Raw genomic sequence first — 18001 nt, 5'->3', positions numbered from 1 at the left:
GCCGTGGGAGTTGACGGGGTGGGACATTCGGGCGCGCGCCACCGGTGAGCACGATCACTGGCTCAACGATGAGAATGTTGTGATCCGCAACATATGTCGGCTTCGACCGCATCGCCAAGTACTCCGGCCGCCTAATTTGTTGTCGGCAGTAACAATCCCGTAACACGGCCGCCACCGGGGGAAAGATCAGGAGTCGCGGGCATGCGCCGCCACGGGCCGGGCTCGGCGGGGACGGCGGATACGGCGCGCCACGGGCGGCGCCTGGAGTGGCAAATGTTCCTCACGCCAACATTCGCGACGTGATCATGCAGCACCTCCGGAGTGTGCCGGACCCCCTGCATGACCACGCCGTCTCAGTCGGCGGACAGTACCCGCGCGATCCGGTCGGCCGCGCCGGGCACGTCGCCGGCGGCCGCGATGCGCTCCGCCCACGACCACCAGTACCACCAGCCGTCCGCCCCCCGCTCCGCGAGGATGTTCTCCGTGAGCACGGAGGCGTCCGGGTTCATCACATGCAGGCTGGGCGCCTGGCCGCGGGGCACGGTGATGCGTACCCGGAACCCGCGTCTGGCCAGTTCTTCGCCGAGCCCTTCCAGATATTCGAGCCGCGTCTTCACCAACGCGGCGGTTCCCGTGTCGTCAGGCGTCATCCTCGGCTCCAGGTGGATTCCGCATGGCCCGACGGAAAATCACCCTTCCGTGTCGCCGCCCCATCCGCAAGGACTGCCGAGGTCAGCGCCACGGCGCGTCACCGTGACGCCCCCCGCTCCGCGGCGACCGGAATGAGGCCGGTCATCCGGGATATCTTTCGCGTAGCAGCCGGACGGGGGAGGACGGGGTACATGACGGTGAGTGCCGGGTCGAACAGCGGCGGATCGAACAGCGGGTGGACCCGGCCGGACACGCCGCTGCCGCCCAAACCGGGCACGGCGCCGGGCGAGCAGGCGCGGCCGGACGAGCCCGCCCAGCCGCCTCGCCCGCCCGTTCCGGCAGAGCCCTCGGGGCAGAACTGGCACCGCTTCCACTACCCGGTCGGCGCGTTCCTCGTCGCGTACGGCGTCACCGGGCTCGCGGGCGCGGCGATCGGCTGGGGCGAACGGCGCGACGAGGTGGCCGGATACCTGGGCTCCGGCGCGGCGGCCCCCGTGCTGGCCGGCGTCAAGGTGATCGAGGTGCTGCTCCTCGGCATCGCCCTGGCCGGGCTGCTGCGGCGCAGGGACGTCTGGTTCCTGCCCGCGATCGTCGGCTGGATCGCGGGCTTCGGCGTCTTCTGCGTGCTGGACGTCGTGAAGGGCAAGTGGGGCGCGCTCCTTGAGCACGGCGTCTACCTGCTGCTCTTCGCGGCCCTGCTCGTGATCACGTACGGGCTCAGCGTCAAGGCGCGGGTGGGCGACCGCAGGGCACGGGACGCGGCCGAGCCGGCGCCGCCGCCCGGGCAGGCGGCGGGAGCCGTCCCCGCGCCCAGACCGGGCAGCGGCCTGACCCGCACCCAGGAGCTCGCGCTCGCCGCCATCAACCGCTGGCAGCGCGGCGCCCCGCCCGCGCCGCCCAGCCCGGCACCGGCACCGGCACCGCCCAACACCGCGCCCGCGCCGCCGCATACCGCGCCCGCGCCGCCGAACGCCGCCCCGCCACCGCCGCCGAACGCTCCCCAGCCGCCGCCGAACGCCCCGCAGTGAGCCGCCCGTCCGGTCAGGGAAGCACCACGATCTTGGCGTGCTCGTCCGGGCTCCCCAGGTCCTCGAACGCGCCGGCCACGCCGTCGAGTCCGACCGTTCCGGTGATGATGGAGCCCGCGTCGATCCGGCCCTCGGCGATGTCGTGGAGCGTCGCCCCGTACTCGGCCGGGTAGGCGCCGAAGCTGCCGCGGATGTCGAGCTCCTTGCTGACGGCGACGCCGGGCTCGATGCGGTCGGCCTGCATGCAGACGCCGACCACCATGACGGTCGAGCCCGCCGGGGCGCCCTCGATGGCCTGCTGGAGCACGCCGGGCACGCCGACGCACTCGAAGACGACGGCGCCGCGGCTGTCGGTGCCGAGCAGCAGGGAGGCGACGCGTTCCACCGTGCTGGTGGGCACGCCGAGGTCGGCCCACCGGTCGTACGGGGACGCGGTGGCGGGGTCGATCAGCTCGTCGGCGCCCAGCCCTTCGGCGAGCGCGCGGCGGCGGGCGGAGAAGTCCACGGCCAGCACCGGCCCGTGGCCCCTGGCCTTGAGCTGCGCGACCACGCCCAGGCCGATCGGCCCGAGCCCGAGGACGACGGCGACGTCGTCCAGCCCGATCCCGCTGCGGTCGACGGCGCGCGCCGCCACCGCGAACGGCTCGGTGATGGCGGCGACCTTCGGGTCCAGCCCGTTCGGCACCGCCATGGTGAGACCCTCGTTGAGGATCATGTACTCGCCGTAGCCGCCGGGGTACATCGGCGCGTACCCGATGATGCCCGCGCCCTGCGGGCCGATCCCGATCGGCGGCCCGCACACGACGGTGCCGGTGGGCAGCTCGCGCCGCGTGCCCGGCCCGTACGCCACGAGCTCGCCCGCGAACTCGTGGCCGAACACCAGCCCGTCACGCGGGTCGTACGGGGTGCCGCCGGACCGGCGCGTGGTCTCCATGAACGCGTCCGGATCGGACAGGGCGTGCAGGTCGGAGCCGCAGATGCCGCAGCCCAGCGTCCGCACGAGCAGTTGCCCCTCCTGCGGGACCGGGTCGGGCACCTCGGTCACGATCATGGACTTGCCCTTGGTCAACGCGGCGCGCATGACGGCCTCCCAACCCCTTGACGACCCCCCTACGATGCCACTGAACACTGGTAATCCGACATGCCCCCGGCAAATCCCGCCATTGGATCTTGGCAGTAGTTGCCATTGGGAACCGAAATGCCCGGTGTCAGCTTTGGGCCTCATGAGAGCCCCCAAGCTTGCGTGGCCGGCGATATTGGCCACGTCACTGGCGGTGCCGGCGTCCCTCGCGGCGAACGCCGCCGCACAGACCCCGGCAGCGGCACCGGCATGTGATCCGACCCAGACGTCCCCGGTCTACCGGGGCAAGGTCCCCTCCCCCAAGGACGTGCTCGGGATCGAGCTCGGCGACCGCCAGGTCACCGCCGCCGAATCCGACCGTTACCTGGAGGCGGTCGCCGCCAGGAGCGAGCGCGTCGTCTCCGGCACCCTCGCCCGGTCCGCCCAGGGCCGCCCGCTCAAGTACGCCATCGTCGGCCGTCCGGAACTGCTCACCAAGGCGGGCCTTGCCAAGGTGCGCCTGGACGCCGCGCTGTTGCGCGACCCTCGTACGCCCGGCAAGGTCGCCGAGCACATCGCGGCGAACGGCGTGCCGATCCTGTGGGTGAGCGGCAACGTGCACGGTGACGAGCCCAGCGGCACCGACGCCGCGCTGCGGGTGCTGCGCGACCTCGGTGACCGCACCGACTGCGCGGCCACGCGCATCCTCGACAAGTCGCTGGTCATCGTCCTGCCGACGCAGAACCCCGACGGCCGCGAGCTGGAGACGCGCCAGAACGCCTACGGCTTCGACATGAACCGCGACTGGTTCGCGCGCACGCAGCCGGAGACCGACGGCAAGCTGGCGATGCTCACCAAGTACCCGCCGGTGCTCTACATCGACGCCCACGAGATGGGCGGGACGTCGTACTTCTTCCCGCCGAACGCCGACCCGATCTACCACGAGACGCCCGAGGAGGCGGTCGGCTGGATCAACGACGTCTACGGCGCCTCGATGGCCGCGGAGTTCGACCGGCAGGGCATCGACTTCTTCAACCGCGACGTCTACGACCTCTTCTACCAGGGGTACGGCGACACGGTGCCGACGACCGCGTTCCACGCCGCGGGCATGACGTTCGAGAAGGGCGGCGACAGCCCCTACCCCGACCGGGTCAAGGAGCAGTACCTCACGCAGTGGGTGACGCTGTCCGCGGCCGTGACGAACCGCCAGAAGATCCTCAGCCAGTGGCACAAGATGGCGGTGGACGCCTACCGGCAGGGCGTGGCGGGCAAGCTGGAGCCCAACCAGATCTACAACCCGCCGAACTCGGTCGACCGCCCGGTGCCGGACCGCAAGGTGCGGCACTGGTTCCTGCGGGCCGACGATCCGGCCAAGCGGTCCGAGGTCCGTACCATCGTGCGCCGCCTGCAGCGCATGGGCGTGAAGGTCGAGCGTCTCACCCGGCCACTGAGCGTGCCCGACTACAAGGCGTACGGGCGTCCCGAGGCGAAGACCACGCTGCCCGTCGGCACGTACTGGATTCCGATGGCCCAGGGTCAGAAGCACTGGGTCCAGGCCATGCTGAATGAGGACTCCTACACCCCGTTCCCCTACTTCTACGACGTGACGGCGTGGAGCATGCCGCTGCTCGGCAACGTCTCCGGCGGCTCCTCGGGCGCCACCCTGCGTCCCCGTGCCTCAGCGGTCAGCCGGGAACTTCCCGCCGAGAGCACCGCACGTCCCGGCAAGGCGCCCAGGACCGCGATCCTGCAACTGTCGTCCACGTCCTCGGCCGCCCGTCAGTCGGCGGGCTGGCTGCGGCACCGGCTCGACCGCGAGTGGAAGATCAAGCACACCGTGCTCACCCCCGCCGACGTGGCGGCGGGCAGGCTGGCGGGCGTCCAGGTGCTGCTGGTGCCGAACGGCCCGGCCGCGGCCGGCTACGACGCGCTCGGCGAGGCGGGCCGTGCCGCGCTGCAGAACTGGACCAAGGACGGCGGCCGGTACGTCGGCTGGCAGGGCGGCACGCAGCTCGCGGCGCGGCTCGGGCTGACGACCGCCACGCTGGCCGACCCGACCTCCGACGTGCCGGGGTCGCTGTTCCGCGTCAAGGTCGACGAGCGCAGCCCGCTCGCCCGGGGCGTCGGCCCGTCGGCGTGGCAGTTCTACGCGTACGACCTGGTGATGAGGCAGCCCGACCCGGCCAAGGTGGCGGTGGCCTACCCGGCCGCCGGTTCGCCGGACTGGTTCGTCTCCGGTTTCGAGCGCGGCTCGGCCGAGCTCGGCGGCACCGCGGCCGTGGTCGACGAGCGGGTCGGCAAGGGCCGTTCGGTGCTGTTCGGCGGCGAGCCCAACTTCCGGGCGTTCTCCGACGGCACGGCCAAGCTGCTGCGCAACGCCATCCTCGGCGGTGACCCGGCGGGCGTCCGGGCACTGGCGGCCCCGGCGCCGTCGTCGGCCCCGGCGCGACAGGCCGCGTCGCTGCTCCAGGCCGAGTCGCCGATCCGCGTCTCGGTGAAGGCCGCCGACGCCGCGAAGGCCGCCGCGGCGCTCCGGTCGTTCGGCGCGACCTGGACCGAACGGCGCGCCGGTGACGTCGTGCACTACGTGGTCGACAACCCGCAGGGCCTGGACGTCGGCCATCACCCGTGGGCGCGCCGGCTGCCGGCCGCGATCCGCGGCACGGGCATCGCGCCGGTCGCGGTGGTCCTCCCGTAACCCGCTCCGTCCGGACGACCGCCATCGCCTTGATCGCAGCGCGTCAGTGCTCTTCCGGGGGGCGACCCCCAGACCCCCGCGACACGATCCAGGCGATGGCGGTCATCGTCCCGGGCGGGACCTCGGTGAAACCGCCGTCCCGGACGGCGACCGTGGCGTGCCGCACGCAGTCGTGCCACGGGATGTCACGGGTCAGGTGAACGCGCAGGCCACCCGACAACCATGCCTCGATGTCCGCCTGCGCCGCCTGGCGCAGGAGCAGCTGGGCGGCGTGGCCGCACTGGGCGGCCGCCTTCCCTGTCGTGATCGTGATGTCCGGGTTGAGGGCGACGGCCGCGTAGGGGGGCTCCGGCGGCGGCTTCGGATCCTCGTCCGAGGCCAGGTCGAGCCCGGCGACCTGGAGCTTGGCGATCTGCGGCGGCACGTCCGACACCGGACCCGGCACGAACGCGCGGACCTCGGCGCCGCCGACGTCGACCGTGACGCCGGGGAGGGCCTGGACCTCCGGCCACCGCACACCGCGGGCACGCCGCGCCACCTTGCGGATCCGGCGGGCCTCCCACGCGCGGACGGCCTCGTGCCACTCCCCCTCCGGGTCCGCGGCGCGCGGGTCGGTGAGCAGTTCCACGACCGCGGTCGCGGCGGCCTCGCAGACGGCCTCATGGGCGGGCGGGTCGGTCTTCTCGGCCCGCACCACCAGCTGCATCGCCCAGGGCGGATCGTCTCGCGGGTCATAGTCAGGACGCACTCCAGGAGTATTCCATCCGCATATTCCGTGCCAATCCGTCGCCCCGGCCGCGACTTTCCGGGCCCGGATCTGGGTACGGCAACTCGTACCGTCCGCCGGACGTTCTGCCTCACAAGGGCTGAGGGACGGGGGGCGGCCTCGTCGTGCGGTGCGAGGGATAGCGGCGGAGACGGAGGTCGCCGGTGACCAGTAGTGCCAACGCCTGGGGCAACTCCATCCCGGGAATCGGGACGTTCTTCGTCGGCATCGACGTGGCACCGGGACGGTACCGGTGCGACGAGGGCAAGGGCGGCTGGTGGGTGCGCTTCACCGGTCCGGGCGGCGGGCAGCCGGTCGGCTCCTGGCCGTTGCCCGCCGGGCCCACCGAGATCGAGATCGCGCCGACGGACTTCGCGTTCGAGACGCACATCGGCACGTACTGGCGCCTCGTCGGCCCGGCGCCCGAGCCGGGCGAGCCCGGCTCCCCGCCCGAGCTGCGGCCGGTGGCCGACCCGTCGCTGCGCGCCGAGCTGGATGTGATCGTCGCCCGGCAGCGCCCGCTCGCCTGGCTGGCGCCGGTGACCGTGCTCGGGGTCGCCGTCGTCGGCCTGCCTGTGCTCGGCGGGCTCTGGCTGCTGGCGGTCGCGATGCTGGCGCTGATGGTGGCCCTCGGCACCCCGTCACTCTCGCTGGACCTGCGGCGCGCCCGTGAGCTGAGCCGCCGCCGCGACCGGTTCCTCATGCCCGAGGACCTCGACGACGAGGGCCGCGCGCTGCTGGGCCGCGCGCAGGGGGCGATCACGGCCGTGCAGGAGTCCGAGGTCAACCGCGAAGGGCTGCTCGACACGGTCGACAACGCCGTGACGCTGCCCCGCCAGGAGTGGGAGATCGCGCAGGTGCTGGCCAAGCAGGCCAGGTTGCGCGGCGAGCAGGCGGAGTTCGGCGAGACCCCGGCGCTGCCCGAGGTCGAGGCGGCGCTCCGGCCTCTGCGCGACAAGCTGCGGTCGTCGGTCGAGGCGGTGACGCGGCGCGTCGAGGCGCTGGAACGCTACGCGGAACGGGCGCGGGCGGCGGACGAGGCGCTGCGGGCGCACCGCCGCCTGGAGGAGCTCTCCGCCCGGGCCCACGAGTACGACGAACTGCTCGCCGACACCGTCCGCGACGAGCTGGCGGTGCCGTCGATCGAGCGCCTCACCGAGCAGGGCGACGAGCTCGTCCGGACGCTGCGCGCCCGGCTGGCCGAGGCCGCCGCGGCGGGGGGCCTGGCCGGCGGCGGCGAACTGCCGCCCGCCGGCTGATCAGATCGTGCCGGTGTACACGAGGACGAAGACCAGGTAGGGCACGAGGAACACCCAGCTCACGACCACGATGCCGTGCACCACCTGCTCCGGCTCGCGGGCCCTGCCGAGGTAGCGGTGGTAGACGGCGACCAGGAGCGGCGCGCTCACCGCCTGCACCCAGAACACCCGCTCGGGGAAGACCTGGCCGGTCGCGGCCAGCACCACGGCCAGCGCGCACGACGCCGTCCACGCCGCGAGCCCGAGCCGGTACGCGGCGCGCGGGCCGAGCCGGACCGCGATCGTGGTGTAGCCGCTGGCCACATCGGCCTTGTAGTCGGTGACGGTCGTCGGGATGTAGAGGGCCGTCGCCACCAGCACGCCTTCGACGATCATGATCCAGGGAAAGCCGGCGATCGGCCGTACCACCGTCCACCCGGCCAGCACGGCGAGCCCGCCGACGCCGACCGCGTTGGTGGCCACGTCGAACCCGGGCCTGTCCTTGAGCCGCGGGGGCCGCACGCTGTAGAGCCAGCCGAGCGCGAGGAAGCCGAGCGTCACCAGCGCGAACGACAGCCGGACCGTCGCGGCGACCAGCAGCGCGGCGGCGGCCGTCAGATGGGCGGCGACGAGGGCCTCCCGCACCGACAGGCGCCCGCCGACCAGCGGCGCGTCCTCCTTGCGCGGGTTGCGCCGGTCGCCGTCCAGGTCGCAGGCGTCGTTGATGGCGAGCACCGCGAGCCAGACCAGCGGCCCCCACACCACGAGCCCGGTGAGGACGGGCGTGAGCTCGGGCAGGCACCGGTGGCCGGGCGGCAGGCACTGCTCCTGCCCGGCGATCAGCCGCCGGGTGGCGAGCAGGTGGCCGACGTAGAACGGGACCAGCGAGACCAGCCACGACGCGGGCCGCGCGATGAGCCACAGGTCGAGCAGGAGCCGCCAGCGCGACGGCGCGGCGCCGGTGGACCGGACATGGGCACGGATCCGCACGTCCGTCACCCCCAAGGGCGGTCGGTGAAGCGGGTCGGCCTTCCGGTCCCTATTAGACACCAAGTCTTAAAGGCGGACCAGCGGCCCGGGATCACGGCCAGATCCGCCGGCAACGCCGCGGCGGCGTCCGCCGGCGCGGCGGGTGGGTGGCGGGGCCGCCCGCCCGACCCCCTCGACCGGACGGACGATCCCGTCCGCGGCCGTACCCGCCGCGCCCGTCGATCGACAGGCCGTGCTGGGTCCGCACACGATCCTTCAGAGCTAATGACGTCGGGTTTCGCCGGAAAGTTCGGAACTTTTCCGTTCGCGATTTTTATCCCTGCCAGAGGGTGTCAGGTTTGCTCCCTAGGTTCGCGTCCGGAGGTGAGGGACATGGCATTTGCGGCCATCGGATTCCGGGATCACTCAGGGTGGGGCGTCCTCGTCGCCGTCGGCGGTGAGGACCGCTCGCCACGGGTGCTCCTGCGCGAACGCGTCGAACTGCTGGCCGACCCGGACCTGCCCGCGCAGGTCTACCACGCGGCCGTGGGGCTCGACCTGGACGAGGCGGCCGGCCTGATCGCGGCCGTGGAGCGGTCGGCCCGCGCGGCGGCGCGCACGGTCGTCGGCGCCGCGCTCACCGAGCTCAAGGAGTACGACGTGACCGCCGTGGCGCTCGGCCTCGACCGCGGCGAGCTGCCCGAGGATCTCGCCACGGTCCTCGCCAACCACACCCTCCTGCACGTCGGCGAGGGCGAGCTCTACCGCGAGGCCCTCGCCGACGCCGCCGCGGCGCGCGGGCTCCGGGCCGTCCGCCACGACTTCCGGTCGCTCGCCGAGACCGCCGCGCCCGTGCTCGGCGCGGACGTGCGCGACCGGATCGCCGCCTGGCGGCGGGAGATCGGCCCGCCATGGGCACGTGACCACAAGGACGCCGCCCTGGCCGCCTGGCTGGCGCTCGCCACGGTATGACCGGGCGCCACCGGCCGTCAGGCGGCGAGAAGGGTGCGGACCTGGGCGGGGCCGGTGAAGACCTCGGCGGACATGCCCGCCTCGCGGGCGGCGATCACATTGGCCTCGGAGTCATCGAAGAAGACGACGTCGGCGGGGGTGACGCCCAGGCGTTCGGCGCAGATCGTGTACGCGCGCGGGTCGGGCTTGGCGACGCCGATCCGGCAGGAGTAGGTCAGCGCGTCGAAGCGGCGCAGCCAGGTGTCGTGGCGGGCCTCGAAGCGCGGCACGAGGTCGGAGATGATGTTGGAGAGCAGGCCGAGCGTGCGGCCCTGGTCGGCCAGCTCGACGACGAGGTCCACCATCTCCTCGTCGACGTCCGTCCAGCTCTCCAGGTCGGCCTCGATGAGCGCGGGGACGTCGGCGAAGGTGGCGCCGAGGCGCCCGGCGACCGCCGCCCAGTACGCGGCGCTCTCCTGCCCCGCGTCGTAGTCCGGGCGGCAGCCCCAGTAGGCGTCCCAGAACGGCGCGCCGGAGATGCCGGCGAGCTCCTCCAGCCGCCGCTTGGCCTCCTCGGTCTGGGTGCGGGCGATCACTCCGTACAGGTCGAACACGATCACGTTGGACATGCGTTCGAGCCTAGATGCCGCCCGCACCCTTTTGTTCAAGGAGCGATCAAATTCCGCCGCGCAACCGGGCGGCGGCCTTGCGGACGGCGGCGGGGTCGGCGCCGCGCAGCAGCACGTCGGCCATCAGCGTCGCGGTCCGGCGCAGTTCCTCCTCGCCGAAGCCGCGCCGGGTGACCTCCTGGGTGCCGATGCGCAGGCCCCGGTCGGGCTCGCCGGGAGCCTGCCAGGGCAGGCCGATGGCGCTCAGGTAGATCCCGGCGGCGGCGAGCCGTGCCATCGCGGCGCGGCCGTCCCCGACGTCCACGGCGACGTGGTGGGACTCGGTGAAGCCGCGGGCGGCACCGGCGACGGTGAAGCCCTCGTCGTGGAGCGCGGCGGCGAGAAGCCGGGCGTTGGCGACGCAACGGCCGGCGTAGGCGCCGCCGTCCGCCATGATCTCGGCGGCGGTCACGGCGAGCGGGGCGAGCCGGCCGGCGTCGTAGTTGGCGGTCAGGCCGGGGAAGACGGCGGTGGAGAGCCGCTCGGCCAGCGCGGCGTCATCGGTCGCGATCACGCCGCCGGGCGGGCCGCCGAACGACTTGTACGTCGAGAACGTCAGCAGGTCGGCGCCCTCGGCGAGGGGCCGCTGGAACCGGCCCGCGGCCACCAGGCCCGCCATGTGCGACGCGTCGTACAGCAGCGGCGTGGACCCCGTGATCTCGGCGATCTCCGCGACCCGGTGGGGGAACAGCAGCAGGCTCGCCCCGATGACGACCAGCCGTGGCCGCTCGCGCCGCAGGAAGCCGGGCAGCGCGTCGAGGTCCACGTCGAACGCGTCCGCGTCGTACGGCAGATCCACCACGCGCAGCCCGCGGACGCCGGGCGCGCCCACGGCGTGGTGGCTCGTGTGCCCGCCCGCGCACTCGGGCAGCACCGCGATCGTGTCGCCCGGTTCGGTCAGCGCGGTGTAGACGGCGAGGTTGGCCATGGTGGCGCTGTGGCTGCGGACCTCGGCGAAGCGCGCACCCAGCAGGCGGGCGACGAGCGTCGGTGTGAGCACCTCCAGCGTCTCCAGGTGGTCCAGCCCGGCCTGGTACTTCTCCCCCGGCCAGCCCATGCTCGGACGGCTGCCGACCAGCGGGTCGGCGACCTCCCGCGCCGCGGGGCTCATGACGTTGGTGCCCGCGTAGAGCACGATCCCTTCGGCGTCGAATGCCCTGGCGTGGTCACGCAGTGCACCGCGCACGGTTTCGGACACGCCCTCGGGCGACAGATCGGTGAGCCCCGCCGCCACCTCGGCGATGCGGGACCGTGCGATCGGAGACGCCCACGGCGCCACTTCCTGGCTCAATTCACCCTCCTCAGCACCTCTTGGTTCAGAACGTAGAGAACTGGACAGGATGGACGCCAGAGGAGATCTTGCCAATGACCGCGCGGGCCGTCACTCTGACAGCAAGCGCTTGCTACGCCACATAACCTGGTGTCGACCGCCGAACTGAGCAAGCGGTTGGGCGAACACGGCATAATGAGAGGGTGACGACCACGAGCACGAATTCCGGCCGGCCCAAAGCCCGCACCACCGGTGAGGGCGGGACCCGCCGCCGCGGCAAGGGCTCACCCGCCCTCGCCTCGGAACGGCGCGAGCACCTGGTGAAGCTCGCGGCCGAACTCTTCGCCGAGAAGGGTTTCCAGGCCACGACGGTGCGCAACATCGCCGAAGAGGCGGGAATCCTGTCGGGCAGCCTCTACCACCACTTCGACTCCAAGGAGTCGATCGTCGACGAGATCCTCTCGGGCTTCTTCCAGGAGATCATGTCGGCCTACCGGGGGGTCCTCGACCAGGGCCTCGACCCGCGCGAGACCATCGCCGGGCTCGTCCGCATCGCCTTCGGCACGCTGGAGCCCCACCGGGCCGCCATCACGGTGATGCAGAACGACTGGAACTACCTCAAGGGCATGGAGCGGTTCGCCTATCTCACCAAGTCCGAGGACGAGGTCGAGAAGATGTGGGTCGACACGATCAAGGACGGGCAGAAGGAGGGCCTGTTCCGCGACGACATCGATCCCAAGCTCACCTACCGCATGATCCGCGACACCGTCTGGGTGGCGGTGCGCTGGTTCAAGCCGGGCGGGCGCCTCAACGCCAAGGGCCTCGCCGAGCACTACCTCAAGGTCATGTTCGACGGCATCAACACGCACTGATGGCGGTCGCGTTCGCCGGGCCGCCTGGTCACCAGGCCCTGGGGGGCTCGTTCCCCGCGTAGTACGCGGGCGACGACGCCTGCTGAACCTGCTGACTCAACTGGCCCGGCTGGCCCGGCTGCGTCGCGGCGATGCCGGGGTGGGTCGGACCGCCCGTCGGCTCGGGCCGCGCGGCAGGCCCCAGCTCCGGGCGCCGCATCGAGGCGAAGACGACGGTGGCGAGCAACGCGAGGAGCGCCGCGACGAGCAGCGGGATCCGGTAGACCTCGTCGATGTTCGTGAAGCGCAGCGAGGGGCCGCCGCCCGTTTCCCGCGTTCCGCCGAGGAGCAGGAGCAGGGTGACGAACTGGATGCCCAGCGTCTGGCACAGCTCCTGCAGACCGCTCCCGAAGCCCGTCAGCCCGCCGGGCAGGTCACCCATGATCGCCACCGCCACGGCCACCGTCAGTGCGCCCATGGCGACGCCTTCGAGCAGCAGGAACACGGCCATGACGGGATAGGACGTGCCGGCGTCCAGCATCGCCATGGCGCCCAGCGCGCCGACGACCAGGGCGGCCGGGGCCACCGCGAGCGCCGGGCGGACGCCCGCCCTCGCGATCAGCAACCCGGTGAGCGGCGCGGCCACCAGCGCGCCCACCAAGAGAGGGGCCAGCCGCAGGCCGAGCCCAGACCCGGAGTTGAACGTCACTTCGAACAGCGCACGGTCGTAGAGGTAGAGCGCGCCGAACACCGCGACGCCCAGCGTCACCGTGGCGGCGAGCCGCGGCGGGAGCAGCGCGGGCCGGACCGCCAGCTGCACGATGACCAGGGCGAGCAGGAACACGGCGCCGGTCACCAGCCCGGCCAGGGTGCGCCAGTCGGTCCAGCCGTTGTCGCCGCCGGACCAGAGCCCGAAGGTGAGCGTCAGGCCGACCAGGCCCAGCAGCACGGTGCCGGGAATGTCGACGGCGCGGCCGGGACCGTCGTGCCGGGACTCGCGTAGCCCGATCAGGCCGATGAGCAGCGCCAGCATCACGAACGGCAGTGCCGCGAGCGAGAGGATCCAGTTGCCCTGGCTGCCGAAGAGCGACGCCACCAGCGAGCCGAGCACGGCGGGCATCCCGGCAACGGCGCCCCAGACGCCCGCCGCGTAGCCGAACCCCCGCCCGGGGAACGCGTCGCGCAGCAAGGCGAGGCCGGTCGCCGACACGGCGGCGGTGCTCAGACCCATCAGCGCTCTCGGCACGAGGTTGAACCATCCGCCCGCGACGTCGGGGACGGCCTCGTACACCACCGCCCCGAGCACGGACGCGACGGCGAAGCCCGCCAGCCCGCCCAGGAAGACCTTCTTGCGCCCGATGCTGTCGGCGATCCGCCCCATCGGGACCAGCGCCATGGCGAGCACCGCCGCGTAGCTGACGTTGGTCCAGAACCGCAGGTCGCTCCTGCCGAGCGGCAGCAGGAGCTGGGACCAGTACAGGCCCACGCCGACCGACAGGGCGGCGAGGGTGACCGCGACGACGGCGAGCGCCCGGGTGCGGTGCGCCTGCGGCGCGCCGACCGAGCCGGCAAGGGCCGGGGGCGGGACCGGTGGCTGGAACGGGACCTGGCCCGGCGGAGGCGGGAACGGGGTCTGGACGGGCGGCAGCGGCGGTGGCGTGATCTTGCCGGTGGCCATGCCCGCGCCCTGTTCGAGGAACGGCTCCACGGCGGTGATCCCGGCGACGACAGGCGCCGCGCCCTGATGCCCGAGCAGGCTGAAGACCACCTGTGCGGACGTCGGACGGTGCGCGGGGTTCTTGTCGAGGCACGCCGCGACCAGCCCGGCGAGCGGCGCCGGCAGGACCGACAGGTCGGGCTCGGTGTGCAGGATCCGGTGCATGACGGCCGGGATGGTGTCGCTGCCGAACGGGCTGCGCCCGGTCGCGGCGAACACCATGGTCGAACCCCACGCGAACACGTCGGTGTGCGGGCCGAGCGCCGTCCCGGCCACCTGCTCGGGGGCCATGTACGCCGGGGTGCCGATGACGCTGCTGGTCATGGTGCCGGTGGCGTCCAGGGCCCGGGCGATGCCGAAGTCGATGACGCGGGGGCCGTCCGTGCCGATCAGCACGTTCGGCGGCTTGAAGTCGCGGTGCACGATCCCGGCCTGGTGGATCGCCGCGAGCGCGGTGGCGGTGCCGATCGCGAGGCGGTGCAGGTCGCCGCCCGACCGCGGCCCGTCCTCCAGCACCACCTGCTGGAGGGACCGGCCGTCGACGAACTCGCTGACGATGTAGGGCTGGTCGCCCTCGGCGTCGGCGTCGAGCACCTGCGCGGTGCAGAACCCGGCGACCCGTTCGGCCGCCTCGATCTCGCGCACGAACCGCGCGCGGGCCGTGGGGTCGCCGCTCAGCTGCGCCCGCAGCAGCTTGACGGCGACCCGCTCGTCCTCGGGGCCGCGGCCCTCGAACACCACGCCCTGGCCGCCCTCGCCCAGCCGGCCGACGAGGTCGTAGGCGCCCAGGCGTTCGGGATCACCCGGTTTGAGCGGTTCGGCCATCGGACTATTGGACCACACCGCCCAGTGCCCGGATCAGTTCTCCGCGTGCGACAGCCTGGCCGGAAGCAGCCTGGCGAGCGGCCGCGGCAACCACCAGTTGGCCTTGCCGCAGATCTCCATCAGCGCGGGCACGAGGACGAGCCGGACGATCGTCGCGTCGATCAGCACCGCGACCCCGAGGCCGAGGCCCAGCTGCTTGACCGCGATGTCGGCGCCGAGCAGCACCGACAGGAAGACCATGACCATGATGGCCGCGGCGGCGGTGATGACCCGGGCGGTCCGGACGAGGCCCTGCGCGACGGCCTCGCGCGTCTCCACTCCGTGCTCGTAGTACTCACGGATGCGTGAGACGAGAAACACCTCGTAGTCCATCGACAGCCCGAACAGGATCGGGAACATCATCAGCGGCACCCACGTGGCGACCGGCATGTCGGCCGGGAACCCGAGCAGGCCACCGGCCCAGCCCCACTGCACGACGGCGGTCAGCACCCCGTAGGCCGCGCCGATCGACAGCAGGTTCATGAGGGCGGCCTGCAGGGCCACGGTGACCGACCGTACGAGCACGACCAGGAGCAGCAGCGACAGGCCGACGACGACCGTGATGAGCCACGGCAGCCGGGACCGCACGCTGTCGGCGAAGTCGATCGACGCGGCGTTCGGGCCGCCGATGTGCACCTGCACGCCCGTTCCGGCGACGGCGCGCGGCACGACCTCGTCGCGCAGCCTGTGCACCAGCTCCGGGGTCGCCTCGTCCTGCGCCCCGGTCCTGGGGAACGCGACGAAGACCGACACCGCGCGGTCCCGGCTCGCCACCGGCGGCTGGACGGCGGCCACGCCGGGGGTCGCCCGGACGGCGTCCGCGACCTTCCGGGCATCGCCGCCCTGGGCCACCACGACCAGCGGCGCGGCCGTACCCGCGCCGAAACCGTCCGACAGGATGCGGTGCGCGGCGTACCCGCTGGTGTCGTGCGGCTGCGTGCTGGAGTCCGGCAGGCTGAGGCGCATCGACAACGCCGGGGCGGCCAGCACCAGCAGCACGGCGGACGCGGCCAGCCCGGTGACGACCGGGCGGCGCTGCACCGTGCGCGCCCAGCGTTCGGCCAGCGGGCGGCGTGCCCGGCCGAGGCCCGGCACGCGCAGGCGGTCGATGTTCCGGCCGGTGAAGCCGAGCAGCGCGGGCAGCAGCGTCACGGCGGTGACCATCGTCATCAGCACGGTGACGCCGGCGGCCACCGCCACGCCGTTCAGCAGCTTCTGCTGCATGACGAACAGGCCCATCAGCGCGATCACCACGGTGACGCCGGCGAACAGCACGGCCCGGCCCGCGGTGGCGATCGCGGTGACCGTGGCGTCCTCGGGGTCCCTGCCCTCGGTGAGGCCCTCGCGGTAGCGGGTGACGATGAACAGCGCGTAGTCGATGCCGACGCCGAGGCCGATCAGCGCGGCCACGACCGGGCTGAACGAGGGTGCGGGCAGCAGATGGCCGAGGGCGGCGATGAGCGCCAGGCCGCAGCCGATCCCGAAGAGCGCGGTCACGATGGGCAGCCCCATCGCCAGCACCGAGCCGAACGCGATCAGCAGGATGACGACCGCGGCGAGCAGCCCCACGCCCTCCGAGCCGCCCCCGCCGGGGGTCTCGGCGATGTCGATCGCCGAGCCGCCGAGCTCGATGCGGACCGGGCCGGAGCTCGTCCGCACGTCGTCCAGCAGCCGGGTGACCTCGGCCTTGGGCATGTCGTCGGACGGCACGTCGAGGTTGGCCGTCGCGAAGGCGATCCTGCCGTCCTCGGAGATCTGACCGCGGCCCTGGTAGGGCGAGGACACCGACGCGACGTGCGGTGTCCTGCCGAGCCGGTCGACGGCCCGTTCGACCTCGGCGCGCACGGCGGCGTCCCGTACCCCGGCGTCGGCGCGCACGGCCAGCGTGATGCTGTCGCCGCTCATCTCCGGGAAGTGGGCGTCGAGCAGTTCGGTCGCCCGCGCCGACTCCGACTCGCCGCCCGAGAAGTCGTTCAGCGGATCGGCCGCGAAGCCGAAGCCCGCGAACAGCACGATGATCGTGCCGGCGATCCAGCCGAGCACGGTCAGCCGGCGCCGCCGGTAACAGAGCCGCGCGAGCCGGGCCAGCGCGCCTTCGGGCGGGGAGGGGGTCACCACAGGAATCACCTTTCGAGGTCGCCGGCATGTGCCGTCCGGTCTCCGCCGAGCCTTCCGCCCGGTGGCCGAAGGCACATCCGGCCTGCGATGACTCTCAGCCTTTGCCGTACTCCCGCCGGAGTACGCCCCACGCCGTACGCCGATCCGACAGACTGCTGGTACACATGGTGTTTTTCATCACATGTGGCTCAGATGCGGTGACGTTTCCCTTCATGGGAACGCTGTTACCGGAGAGATCTACGGGGGAAGGGGCGCGGATGTCGTCTCAACGGGGCGCTGCCGCCGGGCGGGAGGAACCGCCACCGGCGGAGTTGCGCGCCGCGCTGACGCGGGGTCTGCAGGAGCAGTTTCCCGGGGTGCGCGTCTGGTACGGCGACGCGACCGGCTCCTGGTGGGCCCTGGTGCCCACCGTCGCCGGTCCCCGGCTGGTCGAGGCCGCCACGCCTCAGCAGTTGCGCGAGGTCATCCTGAGTGCCCGTTCCCGGGGGTGACGAGCCCGGACTCGTAGGCGAGCACGACCAGCTGCGCGCGGTCGCGCACGCCGAGCTTGCTCATCGCCCGGCTGACATGCGTCTTGGAGGTGAGCGGGCTGACGACGAGCGCGTCGGCGATCTCGTCGTTCGACAGCCCGCGCCCGACGAGCCGGACCACCTCGCGTTCCCGCGCGGTGAGCGACGCCACCCGCCCGGCCGCCGGGGCCTGCCGGGCCTGCGAACCGTTCCGGACGAACGCCTCGATCACCGAGCGGGTCACCGCGGGCGCCAGCAGTGACTCGCCGCCCGCGACCACCCGGACGGCCTGCTGGAGATCCTCCGGTTCGATGTCCTTGACCAGGAAGCCGCTCGCGCCCGCGTGCAGTGCCCGGAAGACGTTCTCGTCCTCGGCGTAGGTGGTGAGCACGACGACGCGCACGTGCTCCAGCGCCGGATCGGACGTGATGCGCTTGGTGGCGGTGAGCCCGTCGATCTCGGGCATGCGCAGGTCCATCAGCACGATGTCGGGCAGGTGCCGTCTGGCCAGGGCGACCGCGATGCCGCCGTTCTCGGCTTCGCCGACCACCGCGATGTCGGCCGCGGCCTCCAGCAGCACCCGGAACCCGGCCCGCACGAGCGACTGGTCGTCGGCGAGCACCACCCGGATCACCGCCGCGTC

General features: G+C 72.9%; 15 protein-coding genes. 6 read left to right on the top strand and 9 right to left on the bottom strand.

Annotated features, from left to right (window positions below; all coding sequences use genetic code 11):
* Positions 1–353: 353 nt before the first annotated feature.
* Positions 354–650, bottom strand: a complete 297-nt coding sequence (locus ABD333_RS02100) for a hypothetical protein (RefSeq protein ID WP_344537131.1) — start codon at positions 648–650, stop codon at positions 354–356.
* A gap of 192 nt (positions 651–842) precedes the next feature.
* On the opposite strand from ABD333_RS02100, the gene ABD333_RS02095 reads away from it, so the two are divergent.
* Positions 843–1679: a hypothetical protein gene (locus tag ABD333_RS02095; RefSeq protein WP_344537129.1), complete on the top strand. Its 837-nt coding sequence runs from the start codon at positions 843–845 to the stop codon at positions 1677–1679.
* A 13-nt stretch (positions 1680–1692) separates the two neighbouring features.
* Here the strand turns inward: ABD333_RS02095 and ABD333_RS02090 are convergent, their stop codons facing one another.
* Complete coding sequence (locus tag ABD333_RS02090; RefSeq protein WP_344537127.1) at positions 1693–2760, bottom strand: zinc-binding dehydrogenase; 1068 nt, start codon at positions 2758–2760, stop codon at positions 1693–1695.
* A 142-nt stretch (positions 2761–2902) separates the two neighbouring features.
* Here ABD333_RS02090 and ABD333_RS02085 point away from each other — a divergent pair, with 142 nt between their 5' ends.
* On the top strand, positions 2903–5437 hold the full coding sequence (locus tag ABD333_RS02085; RefSeq protein WP_344537125.1) for a M14 family zinc carboxypeptidase: 2535 nt from the start codon (positions 2903–2905) through the stop codon (positions 5435–5437).
* A gap of 43 nt (positions 5438–5480) precedes the next feature.
* On the opposite strand, the gene ABD333_RS02080 is transcribed toward ABD333_RS02085, so the two are convergent.
* The gene (locus ABD333_RS02080; protein ID WP_344537124.1) at positions 5481–6185 is read right to left on the bottom strand and encodes a hypothetical protein; all 705 of its coding nucleotides are present in this window, start codon (positions 6183–6185) and stop codon (positions 5481–5483) included.
* Between the two features lie 182 nt (positions 6186–6367).
* Between ABD333_RS02080 and ABD333_RS02075 the strand changes: the two genes are divergently transcribed.
* The gene (locus ABD333_RS02075) at positions 6368–7462 is read left to right on the top strand and encodes an Rv1352/Rv1906c domain-containing protein (protein ID WP_344537123.1); all 1095 of its coding nucleotides are present in this window, start codon (positions 6368–6370) and stop codon (positions 7460–7462) included.
* Here the strand turns inward: ABD333_RS02075 and ABD333_RS02070 are convergent, their stop codons facing one another.
* On the bottom strand, positions 7463–8431 hold the full coding sequence (locus ABD333_RS02070; RefSeq protein WP_344537122.1) for a UbiA prenyltransferase family protein: 969 nt from the start codon (positions 8429–8431) through the stop codon (positions 7463–7465).
* 372 nt (positions 8432–8803) lie between these two features.
* Between ABD333_RS02070 and ABD333_RS02065 the strand changes: the two genes are divergently transcribed.
* A complete protein-coding gene (locus ABD333_RS02065) occupies positions 8804–9382 on the top strand; it encodes a hypothetical protein (RefSeq protein WP_344537120.1) in 579 nt (192 codons plus the stop codon).
* A gap of 17 nt (positions 9383–9399) precedes the next feature.
* Here ABD333_RS02065 and ABD333_RS02060 read toward each other — a convergent pair whose 3' ends face one another.
* Both ABD333_RS02060 and ABD333_RS02055 read right to left on the bottom strand, forming a co-directional pair.
* On the bottom strand, positions 9400–9990 hold the full coding sequence (locus ABD333_RS02060) for an HAD family hydrolase (RefSeq protein ID WP_344537118.1): 591 nt from the start codon (positions 9988–9990) through the stop codon (positions 9400–9402).
* Positions 9991–10036: 46 nt separating this feature from the next.
* On the bottom strand, positions 10037–11320 hold the full coding sequence (locus ABD333_RS02055) for a serine hydroxymethyltransferase (RefSeq protein WP_344537116.1): 1284 nt from the start codon (positions 11318–11320) through the stop codon (positions 10037–10039).
* Between the two features lie 182 nt (positions 11321–11502).
* On the opposite strand from ABD333_RS02055, the gene ABD333_RS02050 reads away from it, so the two are divergent.
* On the top strand, positions 11503–12171 hold the full coding sequence (locus tag ABD333_RS02050; RefSeq protein WP_344537114.1) for a TetR/AcrR family transcriptional regulator: 669 nt from the start codon (positions 11503–11505) through the stop codon (positions 12169–12171).
* 28 nt (positions 12172–12199) lie between these two features.
* Here the strand turns inward: ABD333_RS02050 and ABD333_RS02045 are convergent, their stop codons facing one another.
* Both ABD333_RS02045 and ABD333_RS02040 read right to left on the bottom strand, forming a co-directional pair.
* Positions 12200–14692, bottom strand: coding sequence for a bifunctional serine/threonine protein kinase/MFS transporter (locus ABD333_RS02045; protein ID WP_344537112.1), 2493 nt, complete (start codon positions 14690–14692; stop codon positions 12200–12202).
* Positions 14693–14725: 33 nt separating this feature from the next.
* A complete protein-coding gene (locus tag ABD333_RS02040) occupies positions 14726–16849 on the bottom strand; it encodes an MMPL family transporter (protein WP_344537110.1) in 2124 nt (707 codons plus the stop codon).
* A 257-nt stretch (positions 16850–17106) separates the two neighbouring features.
* On the opposite strand from ABD333_RS02040, the gene ABD333_RS02035 reads away from it, so the two are divergent.
* Positions 17107–17340, top strand: a complete 234-nt coding sequence (locus ABD333_RS02035; protein WP_344537108.1) for a hypothetical protein — start codon at positions 17107–17109, stop codon at positions 17338–17340.
* Here the strand turns inward: ABD333_RS02035 and ABD333_RS02030 are convergent.
* Entirely contained in the window at positions 17312–17992 is a 681-nt protein-coding gene (locus ABD333_RS02030) for a response regulator (RefSeq protein WP_344538799.1), read from the bottom strand. The genes ABD333_RS02035 and ABD333_RS02030 overlap by 29 nt on opposite strands.
* Between the last annotated feature and the right edge of the window lie 9 nt (positions 17993–18001).

Origin of the sequence: Actinomadura fulvescens (assembly GCF_039533225.1) — a bacterium.
Classification (GTDB): domain Bacteria; phylum Actinomycetota; class Actinomycetes; order Streptosporangiales; family Streptosporangiaceae; genus Spirillospora; species Spirillospora fulvescens.
This window is presented reverse-complemented; position numbering and strand designations above follow the sequence as displayed.

Coding starts and splice junctions, on each gene's coding strand:
- ABD333_RS02100 (WP_344537131.1), bottom strand. CDS start 650: ATGACGCCTGACGACACGGGAACCGCCGCGTTGGTGAAGACGCGGCTC.
- ABD333_RS02095 (WP_344537129.1), top strand. CDS start 843: ATGACGGTGAGTGCCGGGTCGAACAGCGGCGGATCGAACAGCGGGTGG.
- ABD333_RS02090 (WP_344537127.1), bottom strand. CDS start 2,760: ATGCGCGCCGCGTTGACCAAGGGCAAGTCCATGATCGTGACCGAGGTG.
- ABD333_RS02085 (WP_344537125.1), top strand. CDS start 2,903: ATGAGAGCCCCCAAGCTTGCGTGGCCGGCGATATTGGCCACGTCACTG.
- ABD333_RS02065 (WP_344537120.1), top strand. CDS start 8,804: ATGGCATTTGCGGCCATCGGATTCCGGGATCACTCAGGGTGGGGCGTC.
- ABD333_RS02060 (WP_344537118.1), bottom strand. CDS start 9,990: ATGTCCAACGTGATCGTGTTCGACCTGTACGGAGTGATCGCCCGCACC.
- ABD333_RS02045 (WP_344537112.1), bottom strand. CDS start 14,692: ATGGCCGAACCGCTCAAACCGGGTGATCCCGAACGCCTGGGCGCCTAC.
- ABD333_RS02035 (WP_344537108.1), top strand. CDS start 17,107: ATGTCGTCTCAACGGGGCGCTGCCGCCGGGCGGGAGGAACCGCCACCG.